Origin of the sequence: Kribbella jiaozuonensis, assembly GCF_005233875.1 — a bacterium.
Taxonomy (GTDB): Bacteria; Actinomycetota; Actinomycetes; order Propionibacteriales; family Kribbellaceae; genus Kribbella; species Kribbella jiaozuonensis.
Map to the genome: position 1 here is coordinate 618,402 of NZ_SZPZ01000002.1, position 20,302 is coordinate 638,703.

The 20,302-nt window shown below is 69.8% G+C and carries 25 protein-coding genes; 18 read left to right on the forward strand and 7 right to left on the reverse strand.

Annotated features, from left to right (window positions below):
• The first annotated feature begins 7 nt into the window (after nucleotides 1-7).
• From FDA38_RS14510 to FDA38_RS14520, 3 genes are read left to right on the forward strand one after another with little or no spacing between them, the layout of a single operon-like run.
• Nucleotides 8-226, forward strand: a complete 219-nt coding sequence (locus FDA38_RS14510) for a hypothetical protein (RefSeq protein WP_137254561.1) — start codon at nucleotides 8-10, stop codon at nucleotides 224-226.
• A complete protein-coding gene (locus FDA38_RS14515; RefSeq protein WP_137254562.1) occupies nucleotides 227-739 on the forward strand; it encodes an ATP-grasp domain-containing protein in 513 nt (170 codons plus the stop codon).
• On the forward strand, nucleotides 673-1,203 hold the full coding sequence (locus tag FDA38_RS14520) for an ATP-grasp domain-containing protein (RefSeq protein ID WP_137254563.1): 531 nt from the start codon (nucleotides 673-675) through the stop codon (nucleotides 1,201-1,203). Before FDA38_RS14515 ends, FDA38_RS14520 begins: the two co-directional genes overlap by 67 nt.
• On the opposite strand, the gene FDA38_RS14525 is transcribed toward FDA38_RS14520, so the two are convergent.
• The 4 genes from FDA38_RS14525 to FDA38_RS14540 form a co-directional block, all read right to left on the reverse strand.
• On the reverse strand, nucleotides 1,175-1,477 hold the full coding sequence (locus tag FDA38_RS14525; protein ID WP_130446637.1) for a type II toxin-antitoxin system PemK/MazF family toxin: 303 nt from the start codon (nucleotides 1,475-1,477) through the stop codon (nucleotides 1,175-1,177). The genes FDA38_RS14520 and FDA38_RS14525 overlap by 29 nt on opposite strands.
• Nucleotides 1,477-1,713 carry a ribbon-helix-helix domain-containing protein gene (locus tag FDA38_RS14530; RefSeq protein WP_130446636.1) on the reverse strand — a complete coding sequence of 79 codons (237 nt, stop codon included), beginning with the start codon at nucleotides 1,711-1,713 and terminating at the stop codon, nucleotides 1,477-1,479. The genes FDA38_RS14525 and FDA38_RS14530 overlap by 1 nt, the downstream gene beginning before the upstream one ends.
• 24 nt (nucleotides 1,714-1,737) lie before the next feature.
• Entirely contained in the window at nucleotides 1,738-2,568 is an 831-nt protein-coding gene (locus FDA38_RS14535) for an SDR family NAD(P)-dependent oxidoreductase (protein ID WP_137254564.1), read from the reverse strand.
• Nucleotides 2,569-2,654: 86 nt separating this feature from the next.
• Nucleotides 2,655-3,326: an LON peptidase substrate-binding domain-containing protein gene (locus FDA38_RS14540; RefSeq protein WP_134098356.1), complete on the reverse strand. Its 672-nt coding sequence runs from the start codon at nucleotides 3,324-3,326 to the stop codon at nucleotides 2,655-2,657.
• 263 nt (nucleotides 3,327-3,589) lie between these two features.
• Here FDA38_RS14540 and hisD point away from each other — a divergent pair, with 263 nt between their 5' ends.
• From hisD to hisH, 4 genes are read left to right on the forward strand one after another with little or no spacing between them, the layout of a single operon-like run.
• The gene (gene hisD, locus FDA38_RS14545; RefSeq protein ID WP_137254565.1) at nucleotides 3,590-4,915 is read left to right on the forward strand and encodes a histidinol dehydrogenase; all 1,326 of its coding nucleotides are present in this window, start codon (nucleotides 3,590-3,592) and stop codon (nucleotides 4,913-4,915) included.
• Entirely contained in the window at nucleotides 4,915-6,033 is a 1,119-nt protein-coding gene (locus FDA38_RS14550) for a histidinol-phosphate transaminase (RefSeq protein ID WP_137254566.1), read from the forward strand. The genes hisD and FDA38_RS14550 overlap by 1 nt, the downstream gene beginning before the upstream one ends.
• Nucleotides 6,030-6,629, forward strand: a complete 600-nt coding sequence (hisB, locus tag FDA38_RS14555; RefSeq protein ID WP_137254567.1) for an imidazoleglycerol-phosphate dehydratase HisB — start codon at nucleotides 6,030-6,032, stop codon at nucleotides 6,627-6,629. Before FDA38_RS14550 ends, hisB begins: the two co-directional genes overlap by 4 nt.
• On the forward strand, nucleotides 6,626-7,267 hold the full coding sequence (gene hisH / locus FDA38_RS14560) for an imidazole glycerol phosphate synthase subunit HisH (RefSeq protein WP_137254568.1): 642 nt from the start codon (nucleotides 6,626-6,628) through the stop codon (nucleotides 7,265-7,267). The genes hisB and hisH overlap by 4 nt, the downstream gene beginning before the upstream one ends.
• On the opposite strand, the gene FDA38_RS14565 is transcribed toward hisH, so the two are convergent.
• Nucleotides 7,264-7,671 carry a ferritin-like domain-containing protein gene (locus FDA38_RS14565; RefSeq protein ID WP_137254569.1) on the reverse strand — a complete coding sequence of 136 codons (408 nt, stop codon included), beginning with the start codon at nucleotides 7,669-7,671 and terminating at the stop codon, nucleotides 7,264-7,266. The genes hisH and FDA38_RS14565 overlap by 4 nt on opposite strands.
• Nucleotides 7,668-8,222 carry a cell division protein FtsK gene (locus FDA38_RS14570; RefSeq protein WP_137254570.1) on the reverse strand — a complete coding sequence of 185 codons (555 nt, stop codon included), beginning with the start codon at nucleotides 8,220-8,222 and terminating at the stop codon, nucleotides 7,668-7,670. Before FDA38_RS14570 ends, FDA38_RS14565 begins: the two co-directional genes overlap by 4 nt.
• Before the next feature lie 152 nt (nucleotides 8,223-8,374).
• Here FDA38_RS14570 and rimP point away from each other — a divergent pair, with 152 nt between their 5' ends.
• The 9 genes from rimP to FDA38_RS14615 all read left to right on the forward strand — a co-directional run bounded on the left by rimP (nucleotide 8,375) and on the right by FDA38_RS14615 (nucleotide 17,645).
• The gene (gene rimP / locus FDA38_RS14575; RefSeq protein ID WP_137254571.1) at nucleotides 8,375-8,914 is read left to right on the forward strand and encodes a ribosome maturation factor RimP; all 540 of its coding nucleotides are present in this window, start codon (nucleotides 8,375-8,377) and stop codon (nucleotides 8,912-8,914) included.
• 1 nt (nucleotide 8,915) lies between these two features.
• The gene (nusA, locus tag FDA38_RS14580; protein ID WP_137254572.1) at nucleotides 8,916-9,908 is read left to right on the forward strand and encodes a transcription termination factor NusA; all 993 of its coding nucleotides are present in this window, start codon (nucleotides 8,916-8,918) and stop codon (nucleotides 9,906-9,908) included.
• A 45-nt stretch (nucleotides 9,909-9,953) separates the two neighbouring features.
• Complete coding sequence (locus tag FDA38_RS14585) at nucleotides 9,954-10,250, forward strand: YlxR family protein (RefSeq protein ID WP_137254573.1); 297 nt, start codon at nucleotides 9,954-9,956, stop codon at nucleotides 10,248-10,250.
• 135 nt (nucleotides 10,251-10,385) lie between these two features.
• Entirely contained in the window at nucleotides 10,386-13,637 is a 3,252-nt protein-coding gene (gene infB / locus FDA38_RS14590; protein WP_137254574.1) for a translation initiation factor IF-2, read from the forward strand.
• 102 nt (nucleotides 13,638-13,739) lie between these two features.
• On the forward strand, nucleotides 13,740-14,183 hold the full coding sequence (rbfA, locus tag FDA38_RS14595; RefSeq protein WP_202877685.1) for a 30S ribosome-binding factor RbfA: 444 nt from the start codon (nucleotides 13,740-13,742) through the stop codon (nucleotides 14,181-14,183).
• Entirely contained in the window at nucleotides 14,184-15,071 is an 888-nt protein-coding gene (gene truB / locus FDA38_RS14600) for a tRNA pseudouridine(55) synthase TruB (RefSeq protein WP_267901748.1), read from the forward strand.
• A 21-nt stretch (nucleotides 15,072-15,092) separates the two neighbouring features.
• The gene (locus FDA38_RS14605; RefSeq protein ID WP_137254576.1) at nucleotides 15,093-15,863 is read left to right on the forward strand and encodes a class I SAM-dependent methyltransferase; all 771 of its coding nucleotides are present in this window, start codon (nucleotides 15,093-15,095) and stop codon (nucleotides 15,861-15,863) included.
• Nucleotides 15,864-15,873: 10 nt separating this feature from the next.
• Complete coding sequence (locus tag FDA38_RS14610) at nucleotides 15,874-16,731, forward strand: LLM class flavin-dependent oxidoreductase (RefSeq protein ID WP_137254577.1); 858 nt, start codon at nucleotides 15,874-15,876, stop codon at nucleotides 16,729-16,731.
• A gap of 17 nt (nucleotides 16,732-16,748) precedes the next feature.
• A complete protein-coding gene (locus FDA38_RS14615; RefSeq protein ID WP_137254578.1) occupies nucleotides 16,749-17,645 on the forward strand; it encodes an NAD-dependent protein deacetylase in 897 nt (298 codons plus the stop codon).
• Nucleotides 17,646-17,685: 40 nt separating this feature from the next.
• Here FDA38_RS14615 and FDA38_RS14620 read toward each other — a convergent pair whose 3' ends face one another.
• On the reverse strand, nucleotides 17,686-18,687 hold the full coding sequence (locus FDA38_RS14620; RefSeq protein ID WP_170989740.1) for an SGNH/GDSL hydrolase family protein: 1,002 nt from the start codon (nucleotides 18,685-18,687) through the stop codon (nucleotides 17,686-17,688).
• 120 nt (nucleotides 18,688-18,807) lie between these two features.
• Between FDA38_RS14620 and FDA38_RS14625 the strand changes: the two genes are divergently transcribed.
• Together FDA38_RS14625 and rpsO are read left to right on the forward strand one after the other, a co-directional pair.
• Complete coding sequence (locus FDA38_RS14625; RefSeq protein ID WP_137254580.1) at nucleotides 18,808-19,770, forward strand: bifunctional riboflavin kinase/FAD synthetase; 963 nt, start codon at nucleotides 18,808-18,810, stop codon at nucleotides 19,768-19,770.
• A 125-nt stretch (nucleotides 19,771-19,895) separates the two neighbouring features.
• On the forward strand, nucleotides 19,896-20,159 hold the full coding sequence (gene rpsO, locus FDA38_RS14630; RefSeq protein ID WP_267901756.1) for a 30S ribosomal protein S15: 264 nt from the start codon (nucleotides 19,896-19,898) through the stop codon (nucleotides 20,157-20,159).
• The last annotated feature ends 143 nt before the right edge of the window (nucleotides 20,160-20,302 follow it).

Genomic DNA, 20,302 nt, shown 5'->3' on the forward strand with positions numbered 1-20,302 from the left:
GGCGACCATGGCTGAAGCAGGGAACAGCAAAGCGCCGGTGGTCTTCATGTACCAGCCGACGCGGTTCGACCTGGTGCCGACGGACAAGCTGCAGGAGTGGGAGCAGCGTGTCCGCGACGACGTCGGGCTCCCGGTGGAGTTCGCGCGCAACGGCGGTGGATCGGAGTGCCTGTCCGCGACGCTGCCGAACGACTGTATGGACGACTGCGACTACCTGGCCGAATAGATGCCCCGGCCGTCGATCGCGGTACTGACGTTCACCGATGACCTGCACGCCCTGGTGATCCAGGCACATCTCCGTCGCAACCGCGGCGCGCTGTGCGAGGTCGTCGAGGTGGACACGATGGCGGATCGTCCTGGCGGGCTGAGCTGGTCGACCGACCCCGGCTTCGGTACGTCGGTGCCGACGCGGGACGGCGGCCGGCTCGATCTGGCCGGCTGCGACGCGATCTGGTTCCGGCGCTGGAACCACCCGCAACGGGCCGGCCGCGAGCTGTCCGAGCCCGCGCACCGCGAGGTCGTCGACGCGAGCTGTGCGAGCACGCTGATGGGTGCCCTGCGCAACGAGTTCGACGGGCGATGGGTCAGCCACCCGGACGCGACCCGGCGGGCCGAGAACAAGCTGATCCAGTTGCGCGCGGCAACGGATGCCGGGTTCGTCGTACCGCGGACGTGGTCAGCCAGGATCCGGACGAGATCCGCCGGTTCTGCTCGATGCTCGACGGTCAGGTCATTCTGAAGGCGGTGCGTGGCACGCCGAGCAGTCAGCTCTACACGCTGCCGGTGGCGCCCGAGCATCTGGCCGACGACGATGCGCTGCGGCTCTGCCCGACGATCTTCCAGGAGTTCGTGCCCGGGACCCGGCACCTGCGGGTGTTGTGCTGCGGTACGACGTCGTACGCCGTCGCGATCGATTCGCCGGATCTCGACTGGCGGCGGAATCTCGACGTACCGATCGAACCGGTCGCGCTGGATCCGCTCGTGCAGGGGGCGTTGACGCGCGTGCTGGAGTTGCTGGAGCTGCGGATGGGCGTGGTCGACCTCAAACTCGACCCCGACGGCCGGCCGGTCTGGCTCGAGCTGAATCCCCAGGGCCAGTTCCTCTTCGTCCAAGGTCTGACCGGGCTGGACCTGACGGCCGGCTTCGCGGACTTCCTCTGCGAGGAGGCCGCGGTCAGAGCTCCAGATCGAACGCCAGGTTGATCGCCTCGGCCAGGAGCGGCTCCTGGTCGGGGTGCAGATGGCCGATCAGGCGGCCGAGCTGGGCCTTCGGGATCGTCTGGATGTTGTCGCAGGAGATCGCGCTCGGGTGATCGAGACCGTTGTCCGGGCCGACCAGTACTTCGGTCGACAGGCCGCGGATCGTGCTCGTGATCGGCGCGACCGTCACGTTGGTGAGGCGCGGGCGGATCAGCTCGCGGGTCAGCACCACCACCGGCCGCGGTTTGTCGAGCCGGGCGATGTGGAGGGCACGCATCAGTCGAGGTCGCTGAGGACGGTGCCGGAGGCCGCGGTGGCGAGGCCGTCGAGGTCGTCGTACCCGCCGTGCTCGCTCAGGATGGCAAGGTCGCGGGCTGCCAGCTCGCGGCGGCGCTCACGTTCCATCGCCCGGGCGACCACGGACGCCCGGCTCGTCGCCTTGTCGGTGGCGACGAGCTCGTCCATGAAATCGACCAGATCGTCCGGCAGCCTGACCGTGATCTGTTTGCTCATACCACGACCATACCGCTATGGGATTCATTTCGGTAGCGTCGTCTGCCGCTCCAGCGTCTCCCACAGTCGCGCGGCGGCCGCGGTGTCCTGGGCGGCGGCGGACGGGTCGGTACGGCGTTCGCGGGAGTAGTACAGGCCAGTCTCGTCGGCCACGTCCGGCGAGATGGCTAGCCAGACGAGCGTCTCGGCGCCCTGCTCCGGGGTACGGGCGAACGGTTTGGTCATCGCCATCATCAGCTTCATCAGGCGCCCGTTGTTCAGGTTGAACCCGGTCGCGACCAGCCCGGGCTCGAACGTGTAGGTGCGGATCATCGGCACCCGCTTCGCCAGTTCCGAGCTGAGCAGGATCAGCGCGAGCTTGGTCTCGCCGTACCGCCGCATCGAGCCGCCGGTGAGTTTGGCGGACGACGAGAAGTACCGCTCGCCGTTGAGGTCGTCGAAGTCGATCTGCTTCGCCCGCTCGTGCTCGTCCGAGGCGGTCCCGATCACCCGCGCCCAGGGAGAGAGGTGACCAACGAGCAGAGTGGTGATCAGGTACGGCGCGACCACGTTCAACGCCCACGTCAGCTCGATCCCGTCGGCCGACACCTGGTGGCTGGTGAACATCGCGCCGGCGTTGTTCACCAGTACGTCGATCGCCGGCGCCCGCCCCCGGACGTCCCGCACCATCTCCCGGATCGACGCCTGCGACGTCAGATCCGCCTCGAACACATCCGCCCCGCCGAGTTCCCCCGCAACCCGCTCGGCCTTCCCCCGATCCCTGGCCACCAACCCGACCCGGGCCCCCTGCGCCGCCAGCCCCCGAGCGCCGGCCAACCCGATCCCGTTGGTCCCACCCGTGATCAACACGTACATCGCCCGACTCCTCCCCTAGGCATACCTCGACCGGAGTCTAGGGACGCACGGGGCCCGTCGCCCTCAGTTGGACGACGTTCGAAATGTCAGTTGGGGGAGAGCGTGGACCAGCTGATCAGGTCGAAGGCGGGGAGGGAGGGCAGCGCGGTGATGGCGGCCAGTTCGTTGTCGATGAGGCCGACGAGTTGGGCCAGGCGGGTGGTGACGTCGGTGGCCTCGAGGAGTTTCTGGCGGTCGGGGGTCATGAGTTTCATCGCCGCCGACATCAGATAGGACAGCGTGCTCGGGTCGTCGGGCAGTTCGCCCAGGTGCAGGCCGGGGCGGCTGATCTCGCTGACGGCCTCGGCGTACTTCCGGAAACGCTTGACCGCGACCATCGCCGTACCCAGCGGGTCGTCGCCGAGGTCGTCGTCGAGCCACTCGACGTCCGCGACCAGGTAGTCACCGGTGCCGTCGAGCTCCGAGACCTTGAACCGCCGGTTGCCGGTCAGCGTCACCTCGACCGGGCCGTCGTCGTCCGCGTCGAGCGTGATCTCGGAGATCGTCGCCGCGCAGCCCGTCCCGTACAGCGACCTGAAGACCCGCTCTCCCAGCTCGTAGCCGTCCCGTACGGCGAGTGCCCCGCACACCAGCTCGCCGCCGTTCTCGACCAGGTCGCGGACCACCGCGCGGCCCTGGACGTCGGTCACCGGAATCGGGAGCACCAGCCCGGGAAAGATCACCGTGTCGACAGTGAGCAACGGCAGGCGGGAGTCCATACCAACGAGCCTAGTGGACGAACGCCGCGACCACGCCCGGTGACAGCGCCGGTACGGCGAGGATTCGGATGACGTGAACCTACAGCGATCCGCACGCTCGGGCGTCCTCCAGGTTGACGAAAGTCACGACCTGGGAGGAACGAATGCGCAACCGACGACCATCGATGGTCCGCGTCGGCTGAGGGTAGGTGCCGGTGCTCCTGGCTCGGCCGGGTTGTGGATACCGGTCGGGCGGGGAGGTGGTGCCCAACTAGACTGACGGCATGATTCGCCGCGTCGACCTGCGGGGCCGAGTGGCGGCCGGAGAGGTTACCGACCTCCAAGCCGAAGTGAATGCCCTCGTCCCCCGAGCCGTGTTCGACGTCGAGAAGGCTCTCGACGTCGTCCGACCCATCTGCCTGGACGTCCGCCATCGCGGCCTCGAGGCGATCAGGGAGTTCGGCGAGAAGTTCGACCATGTGCGAGTCGAGGACATCCGGGTCCCGGCCGAGGCGCTGAAGACCGCGCTCGAGGAGCTCGACCCTGAGGTGCGCAGCGCCTTCGAGGAGTCGATCCGGCGCGTCCGTGAGGTCAGCCAGGACGAGCTCACCGCCGACATCGCCTCCGAGCCCGCGCCCGGCGGCCGGGTGACGCAGCGGTTCGTCCCGGTCCAGCGGGTGGGTCTCTACGTGCCGGGCGGCCGAGCGCCGCTGGCGTCTTCAGTGGTCATGAACGTCGTCCCGGCGCAGGTGGCCGGCGTACCGTCGCTTGCCGTTGCATCCCCGCCACAGAAGGAGTTCGGCGGCCTGCCGCACCCGACGGTGCTGGCGGTTTGCGCGTTGCTGGGGATCGACGAGGTGTACGCGATCGGCGGCGCGCAGGCGATCGCCGGGTTCGCGTACGGGTTCGACGGGTGCCGCAAGGTCAACCTGATCACGGGACCGGGCAACATCTACGTCGTTGCCGCCAAGCGGTTCCTGCTCGGTGAGGTCGGCATCGACTCCGAGGCCGGTCCGACCGAGATCGCGATCCTGGCCGACGACACCGCCGATCCCAAGCATGTCGCCGCCGACCTGATCAGCCAGGCCGAGCACGACCCGATGGCCGCCAGCGTCCTGGTGACCCCGTCCGAATCCTTGGCCGCTGCCGTTGAGGCAGAGCTGCCACAGCAGGTGGCGCAGACCAAGCACCACGAGCGCGTGACCGAGGCGCTGACCGGTCAGCAGTCGGCCGTCGTCCTGGTCGACGACCTCGACCAGGGCACCGCGGTCGTCGATGCGTACGCCGCTGAGCACCTCGAGATCCAGACCGTGGACGCTGAGGAGCGGGCCGGGCTGATCTCCAACGCCGGCGCGATCTTCGTCGGCGGCTGGTCGCCGGTGTCGCTCGGCGACTACTGCGCCGGGTCCAACCACGTCCTCCCGACGGCCGGTTGTGCCTGCCATTCGTCAGGCCTGTCCGTGCGTAGCTTCCTGAAGGCGGTCCACGTCGTCAACTACTCCCGCGACGCGTTGCACGAGGTCGCCGGCCACGTGCTCGCGCTTGCCCACGCCGAGGACCTTCCGGCCCACGGCGCCGCCGTTTCCGCCCGATTCCCCGGAGAGCACTGATGGGCCGCTTCGACGGGTTGCCGATCCGCGACGAGCTGAAGAGCTTCGAGCCGTACGGCGCCCCGCAGCTAGACGTACCCGTGCTGCTCAACGTCAACGAGAACCCGTATCCGGCGAGCGAGGAGACGGTCGCGGACATCGCCGCCGCCGTCTCGGTCGCCGCCCGCGGGATGAACCGCTACCCGGACCGCGAGTTCATGGACCTGCGCGCGGACCTCGCGGCGTACCTGGCCCGCGAGTCCGGTGCACAGCTCGAGCCCGAGCAGATCTGGGCGGCGAACGGGTCCAACGAGGTCATGCTGCACATCCTGCAGGCCTTCGGCGGTCCCGGACGTACGGCGCTGTCGTTCGCGCCGACGTACTCGATGTATCCGGAGTACGCCCGGGACACGAACACGGCCTGGGTCGCCGGCCGCCGGGCCGAGGACTTCACCCTCGACCAGAGCAAGGCGCTGGCCGCGATCTCCAGGCACCACCCGTCGGTCGTGCTGCTTGCCTCACCCAACAACCCGACCGGGACGGCGCTGCCGATCGAGGTCGTCGAGGCGATCGCGGCCCGGACCGCGGCGCTGGGCTCGGTGCTCGTGGTCGACGAGGCGTACGCCGAGTTCCGCCGCGCCGGGACGCCGAGCGCGGTGTCGCTGCTGCCGTCGTACCCGAATCTCGCCGTTGCGCGGACGATGTCGAAGGCGTTCGCGATGGCCGGCGGCCGGGTCGGATACCTTGCCGCGAGCAAGCAGTTCGTCGACGCGCTGCGGATCGTCCGCCTGCCGTACCACCTGTCCGCGGTGACGCAGGCCGTCGCGCGGGCCGCGTTGCGGCACTCCGACGAACTGCTCGGCCGGGTCGAGCAGCTTCGGGTCGAGCGTGACGAGACCGTCGACTGGCTGCGCGCGCAGGGCCTGCGCGCGGTCGACTCGGACGCGAACTTCGTGCTGTTCGGGACGTTCGCCGACCGGCACGCGGTGTGGCAGTCGTTGCTCGACGACGGCGTACTGATCCGCGAGACCGGACCGGACGGCTGGCTGCGGGTCTCGATCGGCACCGGCGAGGAGATGGCCGCGTTCCGCGCTTCACTGGAGCGCATCCTCAAGACAGACACTGGAAGGCTGACATGACGCGCACTGCCCGGATCGATCGGGAGACCAGCGAGTCCAAGGTCCTGGTCGAGCTCGACCTGGACGGCACCGGTCGCGCCGATATCTCAACCGGCGTTGGGTTCTACGACCACATGCTCAACGCGCTGGCCAAGCACGCCCTGCTCGATCTGCACGTCAACACGGTCGGCGACCTGGAGATCGACGCGCACCACACGGTCGAGGACACCGCGATCGGCATCGGCCAGGCGCTTCGCGAGGCTCTGGGGGACAAGAGCGGCATCCGGCGCTTCGGCGACGCGACCGTCCCGCTGGACGAGGCGCTCGTGCACTGCACGGTCGACCTGTCCGGCCGGCCGTACTGCGTGCACACCGGCGAGCCCGAGGGCCAGGTCTACGCGATCATCGGCGGCGACTACGCCGGTTCGCTGACCCAGCACGTGTTCGAGACGCTCGCGTTCAACGCGGCGATCTGCATCCACGTCCGGGTGCTGTCCGGTCGCGACCCGCACCACATCGTCGAGGCGCAGTTCAAGGCGTTCGCCCGCGCGCTGCGGGCCGCGGCCGAGCTCGACCCGCGGCAACCGGGGATCCCGTCGACCAAGGGTGCTCTGTGAGCAAGAAGGTCGTCCTGCTCGACTACGGCTCGGGGAACATCCGGTCGGGGGAGCGGGCGCTGCAACGCGTCGGCGCCGACGTGACGGTGACCTCGGACTTCGAGCAGGCCTGCAACGCCGACGGCCTGCTGGTGCCGGGTGTCGGCGCGTTCGAGGCCTGCATGACCGGCCTGAAGGCGGTCCGGGGCGACGTCGTGGTGGACCGCCGGCTGGCCGGCGGCCGGCCGGTGCTCGGCATCTGCGTCGGTATGCAGATCCTGTTCGCCCGCGGCATCGAGCACGGCGTCGAGACCGACGGCTGCGACCAGTGGCCCGGCACGGTCGAGCGCCTCCAGCCCGAGGAGGCCCAGCCGGTCCCGCACATGGGTTGGAACACCGTCGACGTACCGTCCGGCAGCACGCTGTTCGACGGCATCGAGAAGGACCGCTTCTACTTCGTCCACTCGTACGGCGTCCGCCGCTGGGACCTCGTCGACACCCGCGAGTCGGTGTCCCCGCTGGTCACCTGGACGACGTACGGCGGTGACCGTTTCGTCGCCGCCGTGGAGAACGGTCCACTCAGCGCGACCCAGTTCCACCCGGAGAAGTCCGGCGATGCCGGTGCAGCCCTCCTCGAGAACTGGGTCCGTTCGCTCTAGGCGCCCGGGAAGGCGATGGGCGCGCCGCCCCAGGTGAGTTGGCTGGTCGCCGTGCCGAGCAGGCTCTCGATCGCCCACGCCCGCACGGCAGGTTGTTCGGCGGCCTCGACCAGGTCGCCGTACACCGCCGCGATCCGGCGCTCGATCACCAGGACCAGCGCGGTCGCCGTGGCGGCGTTCGTGACCGCCTGGGGGAGGTCGTACGCCGGTTCGGCTGCGACCGGGGTCTCGCCGGCGGCGACCAGCAGCGCGCTCAGGTGATCGCGGTTGTCGCGGTGCCGCGCGAACGTCTCGGTCGCCTCCTGGAACCGCGCGCCGTTGAGCTTGCCGCCGGCCACGCCCACGCCGTACATCGCGGCATGCTCACCCGCGAGAGCTGCCTGCAGGGCCTCGACCTGATTCACGACTTGTCCTTCTTCTTCGGCGGGGTCAGCGTGGAGCTCAGCTGGGTCTGGGCTGCGGCGATCTCGGCGAGCAGGCGGGCGGGCGCGCCGGACAGCTTGGACGCGGCGGCAGCGTTCGTGGCTGCTGCGATCGCCTCCTGCTTCGCGACCGTCGTCAGCGCGGCCACGGACGAGGCAGGCACTGCGACGGCCTTCGCGGCCTTGGCGGCCACGCCGTCGGTCTCCTTGAGCTTCACGAGGTGACTGGCGTGGTACTTCGCCCCGGCGGCGAGCTGGGCCCGCAGCGCGGGGAACTTGCGGCTCACGTTTGCGTAGAGCTGGGACAATTGGGTCACCTGGGTCGCTGCCACACTGAGCGCCGCGACGATCGCCGGGTCCACGGTCGGAGTCTCCCCGCCCGGGCTCTGCGAGGACGACGGTCCACCGTTCACGGCACCCGGCGTACCGGACCCGGCGGCGGCGTCGTCCTTGCAGCCGGTCAGCGCGAGCGCGCCGGGAACAAGGGCGGCGGTCACGACAGCAGCGCGTCGGGTCAGGCGGCGTTCGAGCACGCCGGAACGATACCCGGTGACGCGCCGACACCTGCCTGGGACGAGCCGGTGACCCGGATCGCGGGACCGTCCGGCTAAGGTGGGCTACTGCCCTTGGCGCGACCGCCAGGGGTGGAACGGGTGCACAACTGGAGAGAGAGGCAGGTCAACCTGTGAGCCGAAAGCCAGACCACACGGACACCACGAGCCTCGAGAACTTCCTGCGGCCGATCGTCGAGCAGTTCGGCTGCGACCTGGAGGCCGCCGATGTGACACCGGCCGGCCGCCGCCGGCTGCTGCGCGTCCTCGTCGACCGCGACGGCGGGATCAGCCTTGACGACGTCGCCGACGTCACCCGGGCCATCTCCAAGGCGCTCGACGCCGACGACATCATGGGCGACGGCGCGTACACGCTGGAGGTATCCAGCCCCGGCGTGGACCGGCCGCTGACCCTGCCCCGGCACTGGCGCCGCAACGTCAAGCGCCTGGTCGCCGTCACGCTGAACTCCGGCGGCAAGGTGACCGGCCGGATCAAGTCCGCCTCCGAGGAGGCGGCCGAACTGGACGTGAACGGCAAGGCGCGGACGATCGCGTACGCCGACGTGGCCAAGGCCAAGGTCCAGATCGAATTCAACCGGGCTGCCGGCAACGACACTGAGCCATCTATTTCTGGTGGAGAAACACCTGCCGACGGCACGGTGGAGGAGAACTGACATGGACATCGACATGGCCGTCCTGCGGTCGCTCGAACGGGAGAAGGACATCGCCCTCGAGGTCGTCGTCGAGGCGATCGAGGCGGCGCTGCTGGTCGCGTACCACCGCACCGAGGGCGCCCAGCAGCACGCCCGGGTCGAGCTGGACCGCAAGACCGGGCACGTGACCGTGTACGCACGGGAGCTGGCCGAGGACGGCACACTGGCCCGCGAGTACGACGACACCCCGGCCGACTTCGGCCGGATCGCGGCCACCACGGCCAAGCAGATCATCCTGCAGCGGCTGCGCGACGCCGAGGACGAGGTCCGGTACGGCGAGTTCTCCGGCAAGGAGGGCGACATCGTCTCCGGTGTCGTCCAGCAGGGCCGCGACCCGCGCTCGGTGATGGTCGACCTCGGCAAGATCGAGGCCGTGCTGCCCGCGCCGGAGCAGGTCCCGGGGGAGAAGTACGAGCACGGCTCCCGCCTGCGGGTGTACGTCGTCGGCGTCCGCAAGGGCTTCAAGGGCCCGCAGATCACGGTCAGCCGGACCCACCCGAACCTGGTCAAGAAGCTGTTCGCGCTCGAGGTCCCGGAGATCGCCGACGGAACGGTCGAGATCACCGCGATCGCGCGTGAGGCAGGTCACCGGACCAAGATCGCCGTCCGGACCCTGAACCCGTCGGTGAACGGGAAGGGCGCCTGCATCGGGCCGATGGGTCAGCGGGTGCGCAACATCATGCACGAGCTGCACGGCGAGAAGATCGACATCATCGACCACAGCGACGACCCGGCGACCTTCGTCGGGAATGCGCTGTCCCCGGCGCAGGTTACGTCTGTAGAGGTTGTAGACGCCGCAGCCCGTGCTGCCCGCGTCGTCGTACCCGACTATCAGCTGTCGCTGGCGATCGGCAAGGAGGGGCAGAACGCCCGTCTCGCCGCCCGGCTCACCGGCTGGCGGATCGACATCCGGCCGGATACCGATGTGACGCCTGAGCCGGAGAAGGTAGACTGATCTCTCGGTCGGTCGACTGAGTCGCAACCACACCCTGAGGAAGAAGTGACGGACGCGCGCCCTGGCAGGTCCCGGGAGCGCACCTGTATCGGGTGCCGGAAGCGGTCCAGTCCGGCTGATCTGCTGCGGATGACGGTTTCTGGAGGACTTGTCCTCCCGGATGCCGATCGTCGGGCACCCGGCCGTGGAGCGCACCTGCACCCCACGACGGAGTGCTTCGAGCTGGCTGTCCGGCGCAAGGCGTTCCCACGGGCCTTCAAGGTCCCGGGGCCGCTCGACGTCACCGGGCTGCGCGACTACCTCGCACAGCGTGATAATCAACAAGATGTACACGCGGTCTGACCGGACCGTGTGACCGACATGAAGGCGGGTCATCGACTCATGACCACTCGATGAGTGTCGAACGATGAGTGCAATGCGATGAGCATGTACGTCAACTAACGGTCCGCGCCCCAGGCTCGGACCAGAGGGAGAGTAGTGGCAAAGGTCCGGGTCTACGAGCTCGCGAAAGAGCTCGGAGTTACCAGCAAGGTCGTTCTGACCAGGCTGAACGACATGGGAGAGTTCGTCCGATCGGCGTCCTCGACGATCGAGGCACCCGTCGTACGACGGTTGGCGGAGGAGTTCGAGAAGAACCCGCCGAAGAAGCGCGCGGCCAAGAAGGCCGCCGCAAGCACGTCTGCCGCGCCGCAGGCGACCGCACCGGTCGCACCTGCCGCTCCGGCACAGAAGCCGGCCCAGCCGGCCACCCCGAAGGCTCCGGCCGAGCGCCCCGCGCCCGTCGCCGAGTCGGCTCCTGCTCCTGCCGCCGAAGCTCCGGCGGCTCCGGTGAGCAGGACCGAGTCCGCCCCGGTGGCCGAGTCCGCGCCGGCAGTCGAGTCTGCCCCGGCGAAGTCCGCCCCGGCTCCGGGCGCCCGCCCGGGTCCGCGTCCGGGCCCGAAGCCGGGTCCGCGCCAGTCCGCGCCGGCTGAGACCGCACCGGCTCAAGCGCCGGCGGCCGAGGCCGCTCCGGCTGCCAGGGCCGAGGCTCCGGCAGCTCCGTCGTTCGAGGCACCGGCCGCCGCGCCGGCAGCGGAGGCATCGACCCCGTCGACGGCTCCCGCCGCTCGGCGTTCGGACGGCGACACCGCGGGCCGTCCCGCTCCGCGTCCGGCCACGCCGGGCTCCCCGCGACCGGGTGGCTCCGGCCCGCGTCCGTCCGGCCCGGGTGGCCAGGGCGGCAGCCCGCGTCCGGGTGGTCAGGGTTCGGCTCCACGTCCGGGTGCGCCCCGTCCGGGTGCCCCGCGTCCCGGTGCGCCCCGTCAGGGCGGCCAGGGTGGCGGTCCGCGTCCGGGTGCTCCGCGTCCGGGTAACAACCCGTTCAGCTCGACCCAGGGCATGCAGCGCGGTGGCGCGCGTCCGGGGCAGGGCGGTGGCGGTGGCGACCGGCAAGGGGCTCCGAGCCCGGCCGGTATGGCGCCGCGTCCGCCGCAGGGTCGTGGCGGTAACGACCGCGACCGCGGTGGTAACAACGACCGGCCGCGCCCGAGTGGTGTGCCCGGTGCTCCGCGCCCCAACCCGGCGATGATGCCGAAGTCCTCTGCCGGCACGTTCACCGGCCGCCCGAGCGGTCCTGGTGGCGGCGGCGGTGGCGGTGGCCGCGGTGGAGGCGGCGGCGGTCGTCCCGGCGGCGGTCCCGGTGCAGGTCCGCGCGGTGGCGGCGGTGGCGCCGGCGGTGGCTTCCGTCCGGGTGGCGGCGGCCCCAGCGGCCCGCCAGGTGGCGGCGGTGGCCGTCCGGGTCCGGGCAACCGGGGTCGTGGCGGGACACAGGGCGCCTTCGGTCGTCCGGGTGGTCCGGCGCGTCGTGGCCGCAAGTCGAAGCGCGCGAAGCGCCAGGAATTCGACAACATGCAGGCCCCGGCGGTCGGCGGCGTCCGCGTCAAGCACGGTGACGGCGAGGTCGTGAGGCTTCCCCGTGGCGCGTCGCTGACGGACTTCGCCGAGAAGGTCGGAGTCGACCCGGCGTCGCTCGTCCAGGTGCTGTTCCACCTCGGTGAGATGGTGACCGCGACCCAGTCGGTCAACGAGGAGACGCTGGAACTGCTCGGCACCGAGCTGAACTACGACGTCCAGCTGGTCTCGCCCGAGGACGAGGACCGCGAGCTGCTGCAGTCGTTCGACATCGACTTCGGTTCCGACGAAGGCGATGAGGGCGACCTGGCACCGCGGCCGCCGGTGGTGACCGTGATGGGTCACGTCGACCACGGTAAGACCAAGCTGCTGGACGCGATCCGGATGGCGAACGTCGTTGCCAAGGAAGCCGGCGGTATCACCCAGCACATCGGTGCGTACCAGGTGACGACCGAGGTCGACGGCGAGCAGCGGGCCATCACCTTCGTCGACACCCCGGGTCACGAGGCGTTCACCGCCATGCGTGCCCGTGGTGCGCAGGCCACCGACATCGTCATCCTGGTGGTCGCGGCCGACGACGGCGTGATGCCGCAGACGATCGAGGCACTGAACCACGCCCGGGCGGCGAACGTCCCGATCGTGGTCGCGGTGAACAAGATCGACGTCCCGAGTGCCGACCCGGCCAAGGTGCGCGGTCAGCTGACCGAGTACGGCCTGGTGCCCGAGGAGTACGGCGGCGACACGATGTTCGTCGACGTCTCGGCGAAGTCCCGGATCAACATCGACGGGCTGCTCGAAGGTGTCGTGCTGACCGCGGACGCGGCGCTCGACCTGCGGGCCAACCCGAAGATGCACGCCGAGGGCATCGCGATCGAGGCGAACCTCGACAAGGGCCGTGGTCCGGTGGCGACCGTGCTGGTGCAGCGTGGCACGCTCCGGGTCGGCGACTCGATGGTGGTCGGTCCGGCGTACGGCCGGGTCCGGGCCATGCTCGACGAGCACGGCAACAACGTCGAGGAGGCGACCCCGTCGCGTCCGGTCCTGGTGCTCGGTCTGACCGCGGTACCGGGTGCGGGCGACAAGTTCCTGGTCGTCGACGACGACCGCAGGGCCCGGCAGATCGCCGAGAAGCGGGAAGCCCGTGCTCGTGCGGCCGCCAACGCCAAGCGTCGCGCCCGTCGTACCCTCGAGGACTTCATGGCCTCGATGGAGAAGGGCGAGGCCCAGGAGCTGCTGCTGATCCTCAAGGGCGACGTGTCCGGTTCGGTCGAGGCGCTGGAAGACGCGCTGGTCCGGATCGAGGTCGGCGACGAGGTCAGCCTGCGGATCATCGACCGCGGTGTCGGTGCGATCAACGAGAACGACGTCAACCTGGCCATCGCGTCGAACGCCGTCATCATCGGCTTCAACGTGCGGCCGGCGGGCAAGGCCGGGGACCTGGCCGAGCGCGAGGGCGTGGATGTCCGGTACTACTCGGTCATCTACTCGGCGATCGACGACATCGAGGCCGCCCTGAAGGGCATGCTCAAGCCGATCTACGAGGAGGTCACCCTCGGCCAGGCCGAGATCCGGGAGATCTTCCGCTCCTCGAAGGTGGGCAACATCGCCGGTTGCTGGGTGACCAGCGGCCTGATCCGCCGCAACGCCAAGGTCCGGTTGATCCGGGACGGCGCGGTGGTCGTCGACAACACCGAGTTGTCGTCGCTGAAGAGGTTCAAGGACGACGCGTCCGAGGTCCGCGAGGGCTTCGAGTGCGGTCTGACCATCAACAACTTCAACGACATCAAGATCGGTGACGTCGTCGAGGCGTTCGAGCTCCGCGAGAAGCCGCGCAGCTGAGGTTCGGTGACGGCCCGCGCCGGAAGGTCCGGGTCGTCGGAGTAACGTCCGGGGAGACGGTGTTCTCCCCGGACGTACTCATGAATGAGGGAGTGAGCCCTGATGGGTGAAGCAAGGGCGAAGCAGCTGGCCGACCGGATCCAGGTGCTCGTCGCGGAACTGCTCGAGCGCCGGGTCAAGGACCCCCGGCTGGGCTTCGTCACGGTGACGGACGCCCGGCTGACCGGCGACCTGCGCGAGGCCAGCGTCTTCTACACGGTGTACGGCGACGAGCAGGCCCGCGCGTCCACCGCGGCCGCGCTGGAGTCTGCCCGCGGCCTGATCCGCAGCGAGGTCGGCAAGGCGCTCGGTCTGCGTCATGCTCCGAGCGTCGCGTTCTTCCTGGACGCCGTACCGGAGAACGCCGGTCAGATCGAGGAGCTGCTGGAGAAGGCGCGGATGGCCGACGCCGAGGTGGCCAAGGCCGCCGCCGGCGCCAAGCCGGCCGGCGAGGCGGATCCGTACAAGCGCAAGGACGATGACGACGACGAGGACGACGAGGACTGAGTGGCTGACTTCACCCCGGCATCCGACGGGATCGTCGTCGTCGACAAGCCGGGTGGGATGACCTCGCACACTGTCGTCTCCCGGGTCCGCCGGATCGCCGGGACCAGGAAGGTCGGCCATGCCGGCACCCTGGACCCGATGGCGACCGGCGTACTCGTCGTCGGCCTCAACCGCGCGACCCGGCTGCTCGGCCATCTGCAGTTGGCGGACAAGTCGTACGACGCGACGATGCGGCTCGGCGCGACTACGACGACCGACGACGCCGAGGGCGAGATCGTGTCGACGTACCCGGTCGACGGCGTGACGGCGGAGGCGATCTCCGCGGCTGTGGACGGCTTCAAGGGCGAGATCTCGCAGGTGCCGTCGAAGGTGTCCGCGATCAAGGTCGACGGCAAGCGCGCGTACGAACGCGTCCGGGCCGGCGAGGAGGTCGCGCTCAAGGCGCGTGCTGTCACGGTCTCGCGGTACGACATCCTCGACGTCCGGGTCGGCGCCGACGCGATCGACGTGGACGTGTCGGTCGACTGCTCCAGCGGCACGTACATCCGGGCGCTGGCTCGCGACCTGGGTGCCGAGCTCGGCGTCGGCGGTCATCTGACCGCACTGCGTCGGACCCGGGTGGGTGCGTTCGATCTCAAAGCGGCCCACAGCCTGGAGTCGCTGGCCGAGTCTTTCGACTGGCTCCCGATCGCGGACGTTGCCGCCGGCACCTTCCCGCGGTACGACGCGGACGACGTCCAGGCCGCCGCGATCCGGACCGGCCGCCCTCTGCCCGGCCTCAACCTCGAGCCGGGGCAGACCGCGATGTTCGACCCGACCGGCACGTTCCTGGCGCTCTACGAACCCCACGGCCCGGTCGCCAAACCCACGGCGGTCTTCGTCAGCTGATGCCCGTGGGTACTGGAACCCATGGGCGAGGAGGAGCTGGCAGTCGAGTTCGGGACCGTCGCCGAGTGGACGGCTGATGCCGTCGACGAGCTGGGTCCCGAGTACGCGATCGTCGCCGGCTGCCGGGGGAGCGGCGACCCGGCGTTACTCGATTGGCTGGCCAAGGCGTGTGGCATCGGCCCCGGGACGTCGTTGGTCGACGTAGGCGCGGGTGTTGGCGGAGCGTCCGCCTGGGCGGCGCAGACGTACGGCGTACGCCCGGTGCTGGTCGATCCGATGAACGAGGCCTGTCGGTCGGTGCGGCGGATGTTCGAGCTGTCCGCGGTGTGCGCGGCGGGTGAGCGGCTGCCCTTCGTGGATGACCAGTTCGACGTTGTCTGGTGCGTCGGCGTGCTGTGCACGGTGCACGAGAAGTCGGTGCTGCTTCGGGAGCTGCGGCGAGTGCTGAGACCGGGTGGATCGCTCGGGATGATGGTGCTGGTGGCCGAGCCGTCGCTGCACAGCGACGTACCGCATGGGAACGAGTTCCCGCGTGAGGACGAGCTGGTCGGGCTGATCGACGACGCGGGCTTCGTGCTTCGCGAGTTGGTCGAGGCGCCGATCGACAACGTGCCGACCGAGTGGACGCAGCAGGCCGAGCATGTCGACGAGTTGCTGGAGAAGTTGCACGGGAGCGACGAGCGGTGGCTGGCGGCTCAGGAGCAGGCGAAGAAGATGTCGCACCTGCTGTCGACGCGCCAGGTGACTCGCCGGCTGGTGCACGCGGTGAAATCTGTCGGTGCCGTCTCGTAGCGTTCGACCCATGAAATACGGGTTCGTGATGGCGTACGGCGGCGCGCGGGACGCGGCTGAGCTCGCGCCGATCGCCGAGGAGCACGGGTGGGACGGGTTCTTCGTGTGGGAGTCGATCTGGGGGATCGACGCCTGGGTGATGCTCGGGGCGGCTGCGATGACCACGCAGCGGATCCGGCTGGGGACGATGCTGACACCGCTGCCGCGGCGGAAACCGTGGGATGTCGCGGGTCAGGTCTCGACCGTGGACAACCTGAGCGGCGGACGGGTGATCCTGTCGGTCGGTCTGGGAGTGACCGGCGATGACCGGTTCTGGCTGTTCGAGGACGATCCGGGGCGGAAGACCCGTGCGGAGCTGATGGACGAGTCGTTGGAGATGCTGCAGCACCTGTGGCGCGACGAGCCGTTCGAGTACTCCGGGAAGCATTACCGGTCCAGGAAGATCGCCGAGCTGAACCCGCCGGCGCCACCGCCTCCGGTGCAGCAGCCGCGGGTGCCGACCTGGGTGGTCGGCGGCTGGCCACGGCCGAAGTCGATGCGCCGGGCGGCGCTGCAGGACGGCTGGCTGCCGAACTACGTCGCCCCGGCCGGCGGTGAGCCGGGTGAGCTGACGCCGGAGCTCCTCGCCGACGGCATCGACTGGATCCGCCGGGAGCGTGCCGCCCACGACCTGAGCATGGACGGGTACGACATCGTCGCCGAGGGCAACACCCGCGCCGACGACCCGAACGCCGCCGACACGGTCCGTCCGTGGGCCGAGGCGGGCGCCACCTGGTGGATCGATGCCGACTGGTCCTCGATGGATCGCGACGTCGTCCGCCAAGCCGCGGAACGCCGCCTCAAAGCCGGACCACCCCGTATCGACTGAGCACGTACGCTGGAGTGGTGCGTTCTCGTCCGACCTTGGCATGGGCCCCCGGGCCTGAGGTGCTGGCGTTGGAGCCCGGGTCGACCGACATCGGCCCGGTCGCGCAGACCGTGGCCGCCGGCGGAGTCGTCGTACTGAGCGGCGCCGGCATCTCCACCGAGTCCGGCATCCCCGACTACCGCGGTGAGTCCGGCAGCCTGCGGACGCACACCCCGATGACGTACGGCGACTTCGTGGCCAGCGAAGCGGGCCGCCAGCGGTACTGGGCGCGCAGCCACCTCGGCTGGCGCACGATCGCCCGCGCCGCCCCGAACGACGGTCACCGTGCCGTCGCAGCGCTCCAGGCCCGCGGCTACCTCAGCGGCGTGATCACCCAGAACGTCGACGGCCTCCACCAGGCCGCCGGCGCGCGCGACGTGATCGAATTGCACGGCAACCTCGACCGCGTCATCTGCCTCAGTTGCGGTACGACGTCCGCCCGCGAGGCCCTCGACCGCCGCCTGAAGGCCGCGAACCAGGACTTCGAGGCCGAGGTCACCCGGATCAATCCCGACGGCGACGCCGAACTCCCGGCCGAGGCCGTCGGCACGTTTCGCCTGGTCGACTGCACCAACTGCGGCGGCATCCTCAAACCCGACGTCGTCTTCTTCGGCGAGAACGTGCCGCGGACCCGCGTCGAGCGCTGCTACAAGCTCATCGACGACGCGAACGCCGTACTCGTCCTCGGCTCGTCCCTCACGGTGATGTCCGGCTTCCGCTTCGTCCGGCACGCGGCGAAGTCCGGGACCCCGGTCCTGATCATCAACCAGGGCCTGACCCGCGGCGACCCGTACGCGACCCAGCGGATCAACCTCCCGCTGGGCCAGGCCCTGACGGAACTGCTCGCAGAAACCACCGGGCCGAGCCCTGCGTGAGGTGGCTCGGCCCGGGGTCCGCAGTACGGATTGGAAAGGGTCAGCGTTGCGCGCTGGTCCGTACGCGGTTCAGGGAGGCCTGCACGGCCTGGGGTGATGCAGCAGCCTGCTTCGCGAGCGTCCGCGCCCTGGCAGCCCAGGCGGACTGCTCCGCCGCGGTCACCGTGGCCGGCGCACCGGTCAGCGTCTTGTAGGTGAGGGCGGCCATCCCGGCCTCACCCTCGTAGCGCGGGTGGTAGTTGAAGGCCCGGAGCAGGTTGATGTCCTTGCCCTGGATCCACGCCTGCCCGTCCGGCGCACAGGCGTCGTGCCCGGTCGACGGCCCGAACGTGTCGACGTACGTCGCTCCGCCCGCCGCGGCCGCGTTCGACACGGCCGCGTTCAGCGCCTGCTCGATCGAGTACAGGTAGGTGTAGTCGCCGTCGGCGAACGGCAGCACCGATGGGCAGGTGCCGTGCTCCGGCGCGATCTTCGGGTACCCGATCAGCAGGATCTTCGCCTTCGGTGACCGGGCTTTGATGCCCTGGACAACAACTGCGATCCGGGTCTGGGTCTGCGCGATCTTGGCCCGCAGCGTGTCCACCCCGTCGACCGTGAAGTGGGCCTTGCACGGTGCGCCGGTCGGGTCGGAGGCCCGCAGCCCGGGGCAGGTGTCGATGATGCTGCCGAACACGCCGAAGTCGTTCCCGCCGATCCCCAGCGTCACGAGATCCGTGTCCGGCGTCAGCGCGTTGAACTGCGGCGCCGCCGTACCGAGCACTGTGCTCTGCGGCTGGGTCATGTTGGTCGTATCGGCGCCGCCGCAGCTCACGTCGGTCAGACGCACGTGCAGCGCGGCCGCCAGCAGCTTCGGATAGTTGTTGTACGACCGGACGCAGCCGAGCGACAGTAGATCCGGCAGCGGGACGAACGGCGCCGACGTGTACGAGTCGCCGAGCGCGACGTAATGGAAGAACCGCGGAGCGGCCGAGGCGTTGGCAACCGGAATGCTGCCGAGCAGAACGAGTGCCGTGCAGGCAGCAAGCAGACGACGTAGCTTCACGAGACCTCCCCAGGGCTCACCCAGTGCGCGGCCCACCCTAAGTTGAGTCACGGCACGATTACAAGGGGTGATCGTGGACCTGCTGCACAGAATCTGCGGACGGCATGGAATCCTGCTGTCATGCGTGTCTGGCACGGATTGGACCAGGTGAGCCCGGATTTCGGGCCGACGGTCGTCACGATCGGCAACTTCGACGGTGTGCACCGCGGTCATCAGGAGGTGCTCGCGCACGCCAAGGCGCGGGCGGCCGAGCTGGGCGGGCTGCCGGTGGTCGCGCTCACCTTCGACCCGCACCCGATGCGGGTACTGCGGCCCGACCACGCGCCGCTGATGCTGAGCGAACCCGAACAGCGGGCCGAGCTGCTCGGTCGGCACGGCGCCGACGCGGTGCTGATCCTCCCGTTCACCAAGGAGGTGTCGGGCTGGCCGCCGGAGGAGTTCATCGACCGGGTGCTGGTCACCGCGCTGCACGCGAAGGCTGTCGTGGTCGGCGAGAACTTCCGCTTCGGCCACAAGGCGGCCGGGCACGTCGACACGCTCGTCCAGGCGGGTACGCAGTACGGCTTCCAGGTCGAAGGGCTGAGCCTGGCGGGGGAGCAGCAGCCCTGGTCGTCGACGTACGTTCGTCAACAGCTCGCTGACGGTGACGTCGAGGCGGCCGCGGAGGCGCTCGGCCGGCCGTTCCGGGTCACCGGCGTGGTCGTCGAGGGCGACAAGCGCGGCCGTGAGCTCGGCTACCCGACCGCCAACATCCCCGCCGACCCCGGCGCCGCCGTACCGCAGGACGGTGTGTACGCCGGTTGGCTGACCGTACTGACCCCGGCTCCCGGCGCCCCGGCGTACCCGGACCCGCTGCCCGCGGCGATCAGCGTCGGCAGCAACCCGACCTTCGACGGCGTCGACCGCCGGGTCGAGTCGTACGTGCTGGACCGCGACGATCTCGAGCTGTACGGCGCGAAGGTCGCGATCGACTTCGTGGCCCGGCTGCGCGGTACGCAGATCCGTTTCGACACCATCGACGACCTGCTCGTGCAGATGAAGGCCGACGTCGACGGCGCCCGTGGCCTGCTGGCGGGGGATTAGGGTGACGCGTCCACGGACTGATACGCTGGCTGCTGCCGTCTGAACGGCCGCGGACAGAGAGTGCTCGGGTGAAGAATGCCCCGGTGCGCCGCGCAACGGAAATCGAGAGGAAACCTGTGTCATCGATTGATGCCGCAACGAAGAAGACGATCATGGGTGAGTACGCCCTGACCGAGGGTGACACCGGGTCCCCCGAGGTCCAGGTCGCGCTGCTGACGCACCGCATCGCACACCTCACCGAGCACCTCAAAGAGCACAAGCACGACCACCACAGCCGTCGTGGCCTGCTGCTGCTCGTCGGCCAGCGCCGCCGGCTGCTGAACTACCTGGCGAAGAAGGACATCAACCGCTACCGGTCCTTGATCGAGCGGCTCGGCCTTCGCCGATGACGTCGCGAGGAGCGGCCCCCGAAACCTGGGTGGCCGCTCCTGGCGTATCCGCGCCCGGGTGACCTCCCGGTCGCGGCACAACTGAATACAGACGCAAGACGTACGAGGCGACGCGAAGCGCGTGGCGGGAGGACGACCGGTCC